Genomic DNA, 12,036 nt, shown 5'->3' on the forward strand with positions numbered 1-12,036 from the left:
GTTATTGACACAAATTGTCTTTATTTGGCTACGTGCAGTTAAACGGATACACATATTACTTTTTCTCAATTTCTTGGTAACGAAAGATTTTCCATAAAAAGAAGGTTTGAAGTTTTTTAATCCTTCGGTATTCCCACAGAATACAAATCAAACCTATCCAGCCCGACAGGTCGGTTAGAATAAAAGATCATCCTTTGTTTTTCAAAATTTGGTAGAGTCCGAGACTCGAACAACCATTTGTTGGAATAGGGATTCTCCTTTTTTCTGGATTTTTCTAGCTCAGTTTTGCCTTTCCGGAAGGCGGGAATCACCTCAATCCCAGTCGAAAAAGCTTAGGTAGCGCTTAATTTTTTCACCAAAATAAGCTCAATAGGTGAAAAACCTGAAAAAAAATTACCCGAGTTGGGATTAGCTACTGAATAACATTCAGTTTTTCTGGGGATGTTTGAAACCCTTCTTTCAAAAAGAGCGAATGCTATGATTTACCATTTATTACAATCCGATGGGTTTTGGCCCCTGCTTCTGATAACGGTTGCCGGATGTTATGGCTGGGTGATCTATTGCTATTTCCGGAAACCCCTGAGGGTGTTCTTTCAAAATCTGGGTTCGGCTAATCAAAGGAAAACCAAAGAGGGCATTCTAAAAGTAAGTTGGGATGATCTGGTGCTTGCTTTTGCCCTACAGCGCAAACTGAATCAACAACCTACTTCGGACTTGCAGCCGGAAGAAATGGCCTTGTTGAATCAATTCCCCTTTCGGGAACTATTGGCAGAAGCACCCAAAAGATGATTCTCCTGCTTTTGATATAGAAAATGAGACTCCGAAATGTCAAGCAACCTAAAATCATATAGCCACGTATGCCAGGTCCGGTGAATTGGGAAGATGAGAGGCTTCCAGCATACTGCGCCAATTTCTAAATTGAAGAGTAAGTTGTTGTTGTGGCAACCTTCCGGGACAAAACGATCAGAAAAAAAACTTAATATCTTGTCGGAATGCTTTACGGGATGTCGAGTGATCGGATTCGTCAGTTCAGATATTATTTGAGACTTGAGACGTTTTCATCGCCTGAGTCAGCAGGAACCGATTTTTTGACGTCCTCGGTAACCAAGTGAAACAATATCCTAGTCGATGTTTTACACCTTAAGGACTACCTCTTCTCCAAAAAAGGCGTTCTTAATCATTTCACTTTGACTATCGAAAAGATTAAAATTATTGAATACCCATCCATTTTATTGACTGGAAATTGGAATCTATAGATTTCAGAAAATGCCGTAAGACTGTTTGTCCGATCAGGCAGGCATGACCGATGTATATTCTGAAAAGGTGAAAGGTTTAAGTAATTAAGCTCCTGGTCTAAACCTAGACTTTATAATACTATGTATTCTAAAAATTCTTTATATTTTTCCAAGAATTGAAAATAATTTAAATATAGTTGGAATTCAATCGTTTATTTCGTTAGTTTAAAATACTGCCAAATAAATTAAGGTTCAGAAGAGTAGAGGATTAAATTCTTAAAAGATAATTTCGGTAAAATCCGGTTTCCAAATTGTACTTTTATGAGAATCACAAGTCTCTGATCATGATGGGTTTGGAATTGTGAACTAGAATACTTAAAATCAAACATTCATTTAATTATTTTAAACTTTAACTGTTAACAACTATGAAAAAGTTAAAAATTTTATTGGTAATCTTTTGCCTTGGTTTTTTTGGAATCCTAGGAATTGATTTATCTGGTTCTTCCAATCATGGTACAATTTTAGGTGATCTCACTTCTAATTCATTAGCCCAAGTTGTTGTGGTTATAGGAGGAGAAGGATGTCCTCCTTGTGGGCCATTGATGGGAAATGCATCTGGTACACGTTATTGTTGCGCTGATACCAATAGCGATGCCTGCGCTGCGGCTAAATGTTAGGTTTACAAGTAACAAGCTGTCTCATACATCCATCTGAGACAGCTTGTATTTCTGAAACTAAATAAAAATCACACTACACTTAAATTTCATGAAATTAAAAAACCTAATATTTATCCCTGTAATTTTTCTTGTTTTTTGTAAACCTACTGTACAAAAAGAAGATATTACCTTTACTACAGTTTCACAAAATTTACCTAGTGCTGATGATGTAATCGATTTTGATGATTTTTTCGAAATTAGTGAAATAATTCCACTAGAAACTAATGATTCATCTATTGTAGATTTTATTCACAAAGTCCTAATCGATGAATACTTATTCATAAAAGGTGGAGGTGCTTTATATAAGTTTGGTCGAAATGGAGAATTTATTTCGAAAGTTGAAAAGGGTAATGACGGTCCTAATGATTTTATCAACTTGACGGACGTTATTTTATTGCCTGATCAAAATCGAATTTGGGTTTATGATTCTAATCAAAGGAATTTACTGCAATTTGATTATGATTTTAATTTTGAGATAAGCTTCAAATTAGGTTTTCCTCTTTTTGGTATAGAGAAAAGTGATGATCGCTTACTGGGTACTCCTGGATATATGTTGTCTATAGATAAGCCAAATGCCTTAATCAATTTTTTTGGTGAGAACCTGGCCACAGGGTATTCTTTGGAAAACTCTTTTCTTCCGTTTGAAATAGAAAAATCTAAATATTTGCACATAAACAGAGACGATTACTTTTCTTTGAAGAGTCAAAATGAATTTAATTTTGTTAATTCCTTTAACGATACTATTTATTCTATAAATAGTTATGGTGTGCCAACTATTGAGTACTATATTGATTTTCAGGACAAGAAAGTGTTGAAAGAGGATTTGATTAATAAAGGGTATTCTACTATTGTAGATGTATTTTCTTACATCAATTCAACTGATAAATCTTTTAATGTAGGTAATGTTTTTCAAAGTAATTCATTTCTTACATTTCGTTTTTTTAACTCTGGTAAACCGTATTTATCAATCTATAATAAAGATAATAATAGTCTTTCATCAGGGAGGAGAATTAAGTTTAATTTAAATGATAAAGAATTCATCCTTGATTTTGAAGAGGAGATGCGGATTGGTTCACTTGGCGATGGGAAGGGATATATCTCTATTCCATTAGAAAGCGGTTTTTTTACTGATATTAAGGAGTATGATCATTTGAATAGAAGTGATAACCCTCTAATTTTTATTTTTCATGAAAAATAGTTTTATATTTCTTATTTTTATTATCTTATCGTGTTCCAAAAATGTTGATTCGGTGGAATTTTCTGCTCAAAAGGTTGATACCCTTTCCGAAATAGTTGCCGATAGGTTTTATGATGAAGACTTTTTTTTGCCATATGAAAAGAAATTTTCAACAAAGACAAATGGTTTTTTATTTGTTCTGCCAAGCTCTTCTTGCTTTAATTGTTTTGACTATTTAACAAATCATTTAGCCGAGTTTATTTCAAATAGTGATATGAATAAAGTTATGGTCATTAAAAGTGAAAATATTAAGGATAGGGAGATAAAATATGCTTTGAGGAGAATTGTAAATATAGATAGTGTTCAAATTTTTAAAAATACTGAATTTGATTATATTAAACCGCATGAATTTTATCCTAAACTTGGCTATGTTAAAAATGGTAATTTATCTTGTATAGCTGTTTTCGAACAAGGGAATGATAATAAGGTTCGGAATTATTTCAAGTTTATTGAACTCATGATTCAATAAACCATCTAATTTTCAATATTACTAAATTGTTATTATTTATTTCTAACATTAGTAAATAAAGCAGAGCTTTAAGCAAGGGAGAAAAACTCCTTTAAGATAATTTGATGGAACTTAATAAAAGTTGTATCAATTTTTACTTGGGTGCCTTGGTTCTGATTAATGTTTGTTGATAGGTATTTTTAGCATGAAATTCAAATCAGAGGTACTGGAAAGGAATTTTCAAAAACTATAAGATTAATTCATTTTTTAGTCTTTTTTCGGTCCATTTTTTATAAAATTAGTAACCACTTCACACTGGCCAACCTCATGTTGGAAAATTTAGGTTTCTCCATTGGGGAATGGTGAGGAAAGTACATAAAAAGTATATTCTTTCTTCTCAAACAGTAGTTTCCAGTTTTCCTTACTGAGGCTATTTTGAAACAATCTGTGGAAGTAAGAAATAGTTTTTCTTTCTCCTATACAAAATGAAATTGCCGGGTAGATAACTAAAGTATGACAATACTTAGCGGTTGTACTTTATGCTTCCCCGAACAAATTGTGGGTCCATTGAATTTTTAATTGTTCTGCTTATCATTGAGTCATTGTAGGATTGAAATTTGTTAAGAAATCGGACTTCGAATCCTGATTGGGGATTCCGACTTTAACTCTAAAAATCTGTCAATCATGTGGAAAGGAGTTCGTTGGAAACGTCGGTGCTTGTTTTCAATAAGAACAAATAGCGGCCTTTGCTATCTAGTGACTGAAAGAAATTTAATGTATTTTCCATTTCGATAAAATAATGAGAATTATAACCTATTCTGAAATTTTGCAAATAATAACCATCTATTTGGAGGTACAATAGGTTTAGTTCGTTTAACCCTACGTCCTCCACTCATTGAATTTTCTCCCCAGAATCCATCTTATTTAGGGGGCTATAAATTGATCCCACAATATCCTCCTACCTATCAAAACAGCTGGTAAGTTCTGGGTCTTTTTGATAATAGATATACCTATTTATTCCCTTTTCTAGTTTCCAGAATTTCTCACATTGATCTCCTAATTGAATCAATTGAAAGTGCTTAGGAAAACTCACTTGTTTTCAAAGAACTTTAATGAAAGTTTGCTCAAGATTCATGTAGTTTACTTCAATCTTTAGGAGGCTACTTCCTTAACACCCTCACTAGGTTTAAAATGACGATTAAGATTTCGAATTGTAATATACAAAATAATTAAGTCCACTGACCATAAGGATTGATTTATGGCTTTTTTAACCTCTTCTTAACGAAAGATTTTCCATAAAAAGAAGGTTTGAAGGTTTTTAATCCTCCGGTATTCCCACAGAATACAAATCAAACCTATCCAGCCCGACAAGTCGGTTAGAATAAAAGATCATCCTCTGTTTTTCAAATTCGGTAGAGCCCGAGACTCGAACAACTATTTGTTGGAATAGGGATTCTCCTTTTTTCTGGATTTTTCTAGCTCAGTTTTGCCTTTCCGGAAGACGGGAATCACCTCAATCCCAGTCGAAAAAGCTTAGGTAGCGCTTAATTTTTTCACCAAAATAAGCTCAATAGGTGAAAAACCTAAAAAAAAATTACCCGAGTTGGGATTAGCTACTGAATAACATTCAGTTTTTCTGGGGATGTTTGAAACCCTTCTTTCAAAAAGAGCGAATGCTATGATTTACCATTTATTACAATCCGATGGGTTTTGGCCCCTGCTTCTGATAACGGTTGCCGGATATTATGGCTGGGTGATCTATTGCTATTTCCGGAAACCCCTGAGGGTGTTCTTTCAAAATCTGGGTTCGGCTAATCAAAGGAAAACCAAAGAGGGCATTCTAAAAGTAAGTTGGGATGATCTGGTTCTTGCTTTTGCCCTACAGCGCAAACTGAATCAACAACCTACTTCGGACTTGCAGCCGGAAGAAATGGCCTTGTTGAATCAATTCCCCTTTCGGGAACTATTGGCAGAAGCACCCAAAAGATGATTCTTCTGCTTTTGATCAAAAATGTATTCGATTAGAAATGTTTCAACTTAACCAAGTAAGACGATGAAAAGAAGTATCCAAACGCTCTATTTCAGGCTGAGTGCAGCTTGTTTGTTACTGCTGATCAATTCAGCAAGTGCTCAGAATGGAGTTGCCGGGATTGAGGCAGCTTCCAATCAGGTTTCCGGGTTTTTCAGCAGTGGAGTTACCCTGATGTATGCCATTGGGGCTATTGTGGGGCTGGTAGGTGCAGTCAAGGTGTTTAACAAATGGAATTCGGGGGATCCGGATACCGGAAAAGTGGCGGCGGCCTGGTTTGGTTCCTGCGTTTTTTTGGTCATTGTATCCATTGTGTTGCAGAGTTTCTTTGGTGCACCTACCCCTTGATCCTCCATGAACCCGTCACGAATTCATAAAGGATTGGATCATGAAATGGAGTTTAAAGGGCTGAAGCCTCCTTTTCTCTACTATATGATAGGGGTTGGAATAGGGACTATTCTGCTCTTTTTACTCCTCTCAGGAATAGGCTTGGCGCCAATTCTGGCGGCATTTTTCACGCTGTGCCCGGTCTTGTTTCTATCCGGGAAGATCCTGGTCTGGAACCGGGAAATGGGACCCCATGGACTGATGAAGCGATCGGCTTTCAAGCGGGTACCCTTTTGCATTCGAGTTCGGGGCAGGAGTCCATTTCGAAGCTTGAGTAAAACAAAAAAGGGGAAGTTGACGGGGATGAGGGCAGCTTGCTTCCACCTGCCTTCTTCTTCCGCTTTCCTTTGAAGTTTAACTGTGATCGTGAGTTAAAAAAATCCACTAATCTATTTTCCTAATTACCTAATTCCATGAAGACTAGCAGGGAACTCGATGAGGTATTGCCTTTACTTTCCTATGAAGATGGCTTTTTGGTTTCCAAACAGGGGGACTTGACAGCCTGCTTTTCCATGAAATTTCCAGCCCTATTTACCCAAAGTAAATCGGAGCTGGAAGCCATCCACAGAAGCCTGATTAAAGGCTTTCAATTACTTCCTGCCCGGACTTTGGTCTGGAAACAGGATTGGTGTATTCAAAAAAGGTGGCAGGAAAAAGGCAGCCTGCCTTTGGGTTTTTTGGACCAGAAAAATTCAGCGTTTTTTCAGAATAGGCCTTTTATGGATCAACGCTCCTACCTGTTTGTGACGTTGCCCAATCGGGACAAAAAGCTGAGCCCTTCGAGTTTATCCAATTTATTTCGGCGGCATTGGGTGGAAGCGTTTACTCAGGAACCCCGCCATTTGACGGTTTTTTCCGATGCCCTTGCTCAAATGGCGTTTTTGTTGGAGGCAGAAGGGATTCCGATGCAAGCCCTGAGCGAGTCTGAGCTTTTGGGTAATAAAAGCGAATTGGGACTGATTGAGCAGTATTTGATGCCGGCAGCAAGGGAGGATTTTCCCCAGCTTTTTGATTTGGAGTTTAAACCGGATTGGAAATCGGGTCAAAAGCATCTGGGATTGATTTCTTTTGCCGAATTGAATCAACTGCCCAATAGGCTAGGACCTACTCAGGTGTACGAGGCCTATTCTACCGATCAAAGTAAGTTTTACTGGGGGAATGCCAGTGCTTTGGGTTCAAATTTGGAATGCAATCACATCTACTCCCAGGTTTTTGAGATTCAGGAAAAAGAGAAGTTTTACGCAGGCCTGGAAGGCAAGCGACTTCGCCTCCATGCCTTGTCCCGCTATTCCAGAGCCAATGAATTGGCCGCTTCTTCGATTGCTGAATTTCTGGATGAATCCATTCAGCTGGGAGGAATTCCGGTAAGAGCCCATGCCCATATCCTGCTTTGGGCTGAAAGCAGAGCGGAATTGCACCATCAGCTCCGTCAAGCCGGAGCAGCTGCCAGTAAAATGGGGTTGCTTGCCAAAACAGAAACCTTTGGAGCTCCCCAACTTTATTGGGCAGGAATTCCAGGAAATGCCGCTGCCATCCCAACCAACGAATGCTTTCCCTGTACCCTCGATCAATTTCTTTGTCTTTATACGCTGGAAGGAGTACAGGAAACAGGAAAACCAGGTTCAGGGATTCGCCTGGGTGAGCGAAGCTATGGAAAACCCATTTGGGTAGACTTATCGGATCGGCCCATGGAAAAAGGCTGGATCACCAATCGAAACAAGTTTATTCTGGGCCCTTCGGGCTCGGGGAAATCCTTTTTTACCAATCACATGGTCCGCAGTTACTATGAACAGGGCGCCCATGTGGTTTTGATCGATGTGGGGCATTCCTATCAAGGCCTTTGTGACTTGGTACAAGGCTACTACTTCACCTATTCGGAGGAGGAGCCTATTTGCTTTAATCCCTTTTATCTGGAGGGGAAAGCTTTGGATACCGAAAAGAAAGAGAGTTTGAAGACCCTTTTATTGGCACTTTGGAAAAAAGAGAATGAGAGTTTTCGCAGATCAGAGTATGTGGCCGTTTCCAATGCGCTACAAGAATACTATGCCTATTTGGAGGTCCATCCGGATTGCTTCCCCTGTTTTGATACCTTTTATGAGTTCCTGCGGGAAGACTATGCGCTACAGGTTGAAGCCGAAGGAGTACAGGTTCGGGATTTTGATCTGAAGAACTTGCTTTATGTGTTGCGTCCCTTTTACCGGGGAGGGGAGTTTGATTACCTGCTCAATGCCAAAGCGAATATTCAGCTGCTCGATCAGCGATTTATTGTTTTTGAACTGGATAAAATCAAAGATCATCCCATTCTTTTTCCGGTCGTCACCTTGATCATCATGGAGATTTTTATCAGCAAGATGCGCAAGCTCAAAGGGGTTCGAAAAATGATTCTGATCGAAGAGGCCTGGAAGGCCATTGCCAAGGAAGGAATGGCCGAGTACATCAAATACCTGTTTAAAACGGTGCGGAAGTTTTTTGGGGAGGCCATCGTGGTCACCCAGGAAGTGGATGATATCATCCAGAGCCCACTGATCAAGGATGCCATCATCAACAACTCGGATTGCAAGATTCTACTGGATCAAAGCAAATATCAAAATAAGTTTGAAGAAATCCAACGCCTTCTGGGCTTGACCCAAAAGGAGAAAGCCTTGGTCCTTTCCATCAACCGGGCCAATGACCCCCGCCGCAAATACAAGGAGGTTTTTATCGGCTTGGGAAGCCAGAGTCAGGTGTACAGAACCGAGGTGAGTTTGGAGGAATACCTGACCTATACCACAGAGGAAAAGGAGAAGATGCGATTGGAGGAATTGAAAGCCCACTTGGGAGATCTGAAATTGGCCATCACGGCTTTGGCAGCTGAACTACGGGAAAAAAACGCGCAATCCCATGGATAAATCACTCAACAAAGGATCGAAAAAAGTACTGGTCACGGGTCTGCTTTGGTTCGCAATGATGCTGAATACTCAGACCGTTTGGGCTGCTATTCCCATTGCGGAAATCATCCGTCAGGGGGTAAAGAAAATCATTGTGGCGGTGGATTTGAAAATCCAACGCATGCAAAATGAAACCATCTGGCTCCAACAGGCCCAGCAAAAGCTGGAGAATGTATTGACTGAAAACCAGTTGGCTGAGATTGCCTCCTGGTCCCAAAAGCAGCAGCAATTGTACGGGGATTATTACGAAAGTCTCTGGAAGGTAAAATCCATGATCAGTCAGTTTCAAAAGGTGAAGGCAATTTCAGCTTCTCAGGGAGAATTGCTTCGTGCCTATCAGAAAAGCTGGGATTTGATTGTGGAAGGGGAGCTGTTCAGTCCCCAGGAGATGATCTTGCTCGAACAACGCTATGGGGAGATTCTCCGGCAAAGTGCCCGGAATATCCAGGAGCTGACTCAGTTGCTCAAATCCTACAGTTTCCAACTCAGTGATGGGGAGCGGCTGGAACAAATCCTGGATTTAGAACAGCGGATGTCTGGGAATTTCAGAAATCTAATCCAACTGAATCTTCAGGTGGAATCGCTCCAGGCTCAGCGCAGGCTTTTGGCAAAGGAGGGCAGGACCTTGGAAATGCTTCTAAACTAAATGGAACCTAAAACATGCTGAATTAAAGCATCAATTAAAACGAAACACAGGAATGAAAAAAATCATAGGTATGCTTATTCTGGGGATGCTGTTTTCAGTCTCCTTGAAGGGCCAAACTTTTTCTGAGCTCTTCGAACAAAAAAAGACTCAGGAAAAATACCTCTTACTTCAACTGGGAGCATTGAAGGTGCAATCCGGATTGCTGGAAGAGGCAGCACAGATTTTTCAGTCCGGACTGGGGCTTATCGGGGCCTGGAAGGATGGGGAGTTTTTAGCCCATCAAGATTTTGTTGAACGCTGGAGAAAAGTCGGACCCCAATCCGAGCAGGTGGTGATCCGGATGGCCGGTGACGGGCTTCTTCCCAATCAGATTGGGGAACGAATCCAGTATTCCCAAAACCATTGGCAAAGCTCGGAGCTTGAAGCTGAATTTGGGGAAGCCTTTTTTTCTCTTCATCGAAAATTGGAAAAGCGCTCGATGCGCTTGGGAGAAGCTTTTGCCCTTTTGAACTCCGGTAAACTGGAACTAAGGGATGCACAGCGTGCCGAACTGCTGATGGATTTGGAGCGGAAACTTTTTACCCTCTCTACTGACCTGAACCGGCTTCAGCTTGCAGCTGATACTCACTTAAAGCAGCAGGAATTTGAGGAGGGTATTCTCAAAACCATAGATGGAAAAATCAACAGCTTATGATGATGACACTTAAAGGTAGACACTGCGTGATTCAACTCTGTTTTTTGAGCATCGGCTTTTTAGGGACAGGGGCCTTTGCCCAAGCTCAAACAGCGGAGGTGAGGCAATTGCTGCTCAACGTGGAAAAGCTGGAGCAGCTCCGGGAAATGCTGGAAGGCATGAAAGAAAAATACCGGATCCTAGAATCCGGATTTAATCAGGTCAAGGGAATCACCGAGGGTAATTTCCGATTGCATGAGGCTTTTTTGAATCGGCTAAAGCAAGTCAGCCCTGAAGTTAAATCCTATTACAAAGTCGCTGAAATTGTTCACTATCAGCTCCGTTTAATTCAGGCGGTTTCCCGGATTCGAGCTGAACTGAATGAGTTGGGATGGGATAATTGGGAAGAGCAGGAAAAGGTGATCCAAAGTTTTACGGCTTTTTCAAGGGCCGGGATGGAAAATATGGAAACGCTGCTTTTGATCCTGGCCGATGGGCAGCTTCAGCTGGATGACGGGGAACGGATTCGAAGTATAGACCGGATTCATGACTCCATGCAGGAGCTGTTGACAGGCTTGAGTCGATGGAATTGGTCCTACCGGGAATTGCTGGATTTAAGAAAAGGCAAGCAAGCGGATTTGACTAGGTTGGAAAACAGAGTGAGCAATGGCTAAGCATGCGATTCGGCTGATGGTACTACTGGGAACCTTACTCTTTCCCCGCCTGCTCCTGGCCAATGACTTGGCCCTGTACCTTGATGATTTTAACGAGGTGATCGCATCGGTAAGTCAGACCATAGGAAATGATACCTATGTCCTACAGTATGCAGCTAAATCCATTGCGGGTATCGGAGCCATTTTTTATATCGGTAACCGGGTTTGGAAACATATTGCCGAAGCCGAAGCGGTGGATTTTTACCCCCTGTTCCGGCCCTTTGTTTTGGGGATTTTGGTGGTGAATTTTTCCTGGGTGACAGGAGCCATCGAACTGATCATGACCCCGGTCCTGCTGGCAACGGAAAAATTGAGAAATTCTTCCCAAGAGGGAATCAATCAGTTGATTGAAGCCAAAAAGAAGGCCATGAAGGAAGGGCAGTTCTGGAATATGTACGTGGGGAATTCCGGAAATGGGGACCGAGACCTCTGGTATGAGTATTCCAATCCCGAAGCAGGGGAAGAAGGCTGGATGGAAAGCATTGGGAACGGAATCCAATTTGCCATGGAAAAGGCTTCTTTTCACATGCAGCTGAATATCAAGACTTGGATGTCTGAGGTGTTGCAGGTGCTTTATCAGGCCACAGGATTGGGGATCAATGTCATCCGGCTGTTTTATCTGGTGGTCTTGGGGATCCTGGGCCCGATTAGCTTTGGATTGGCCGTATTTGAAGGCTTTCAACATACGCTGATCCAGTGGATTGCCCGCTACATCAATGTGTTTTTATGGCTTCCGGTAACCAATATATTCAGCTTCATCATCAATGAGGTGCAGCAGCGCATGTTGGAAATCGATCTGGATCAGATTGAGTCAGGGGGAAGAACCTTCTTCTCCTCTACCGATACGGCCTTTTTGATTTTTATGGTGGTGGCCATTTTGGGCTATACCACCGTGCCCTCGGTTTCCAATTACATCATTTATGCAGGCGGAAGGGATTCTCTGTTGCGCAAAAGTAGCCAGGTGATTTCCCAGTATCCCAGGCAATTTCAAAAAATGCTTCGCTAAGGCTAGTAACCCATAAAAT

The 12,036-nt window shown here is 40.8% G+C and carries 12 protein-coding genes; all 12 read left to right on the forward strand.

The window, feature by feature from the left end:
• Window positions 1–477: 477 nt before the first annotated feature.
• The 12 genes from Q0L00_RS16050 (at window position 478) to Q0L00_RS16105 (ending at window position 12,017) form a co-directional block, all read left to right on the forward strand.
• Window positions 478–789: a hypothetical protein gene (locus Q0L00_RS16050; RefSeq protein ID WP_297337904.1), complete on the forward strand. Its 312-nt coding sequence runs from the start codon at window positions 478–480 to the stop codon at window positions 787–789.
• Window positions 790–1,660: 871 nt separating this feature from the next.
• Window positions 1,661–1,912 (forward strand): hypothetical protein, encoded by a 252-nt coding sequence (locus Q0L00_RS16055; protein ID WP_297337905.1) that lies wholly within the window; start codon window positions 1,661–1,663, stop codon window positions 1,910–1,912.
• Window positions 1,913–2,000: 88 nt separating this feature from the next.
• Window positions 2,001–3,149, forward strand: coding sequence for a 6-bladed beta-propeller (locus Q0L00_RS16060; protein ID WP_297337906.1), 1,149 nt, complete (start codon window positions 2,001–2,003; stop codon window positions 3,147–3,149).
• Window positions 3,139–3,657, forward strand: coding sequence for a hypothetical protein (locus tag Q0L00_RS16065; RefSeq protein WP_297337907.1), 519 nt, complete (start codon window positions 3,139–3,141; stop codon window positions 3,655–3,657). Before Q0L00_RS16060 ends, Q0L00_RS16065 begins: the two co-directional genes overlap by 11 nt.
• A gap of 1,657 nt (window positions 3,658–5,314) precedes the next feature.
• Entirely contained in the window at window positions 5,315–5,626 is a 312-nt protein-coding gene (locus tag Q0L00_RS16070) for a hypothetical protein (RefSeq protein WP_297337908.1), read from the forward strand.
• Between the two features lie 63 nt (window positions 5,627–5,689).
• Complete coding sequence (locus Q0L00_RS16075) at window positions 5,690–6,013, forward strand: DUF4134 domain-containing protein (protein ID WP_297337909.1); 324 nt, start codon at window positions 5,690–5,692, stop codon at window positions 6,011–6,013.
• A gap of 6 nt (window positions 6,014–6,019) precedes the next feature.
• On the forward strand, window positions 6,020–6,403 hold the full coding sequence (locus tag Q0L00_RS16080) for a DUF4133 domain-containing protein (RefSeq protein ID WP_297337910.1): 384 nt from the start codon (window positions 6,020–6,022) through the stop codon (window positions 6,401–6,403).
• A gap of 62 nt (window positions 6,404–6,465) precedes the next feature.
• Window positions 6,466–8,940: a TraG family conjugative transposon ATPase gene (locus tag Q0L00_RS16085; protein ID WP_297337911.1), complete on the forward strand. Its 2,475-nt coding sequence runs from the start codon at window positions 6,466–6,468 to the stop codon at window positions 8,938–8,940.
• Window positions 8,933–9,625: a conjugal transfer protein TraI gene (locus tag Q0L00_RS16090; RefSeq protein WP_297337912.1), complete on the forward strand. Its 693-nt coding sequence runs from the start codon at window positions 8,933–8,935 to the stop codon at window positions 9,623–9,625. The genes Q0L00_RS16085 and Q0L00_RS16090 overlap by 8 nt, the downstream gene beginning before the upstream one ends.
• Before the next feature lie 52 nt (window positions 9,626–9,677).
• Entirely contained in the window at window positions 9,678–10,319 is a 642-nt protein-coding gene (locus tag Q0L00_RS16095; RefSeq protein WP_297337913.1) for a hypothetical protein, read from the forward strand.
• Entirely contained in the window at window positions 10,316–10,972 is a 657-nt protein-coding gene (locus tag Q0L00_RS16100) for a TerB family tellurite resistance protein (protein WP_297337914.1), read from the forward strand. Before Q0L00_RS16095 ends, Q0L00_RS16100 begins: the two co-directional genes overlap by 4 nt.
• Window positions 10,965–12,017, forward strand: a complete 1,053-nt coding sequence (locus Q0L00_RS16105) for a conjugative transposon protein TraJ (protein WP_297337915.1) — start codon at window positions 10,965–10,967, stop codon at window positions 12,015–12,017. Before Q0L00_RS16100 ends, Q0L00_RS16105 begins: the two co-directional genes overlap by 8 nt.
• Window positions 12,018–12,036 lie beyond the last annotated feature (19 nt).

This window comes from Algoriphagus sp. (assembly GCF_024305035.1).
Lineage (GTDB): Bacteria > Bacteroidota > Bacteroidia > Cytophagales > Cyclobacteriaceae > Algoriphagus.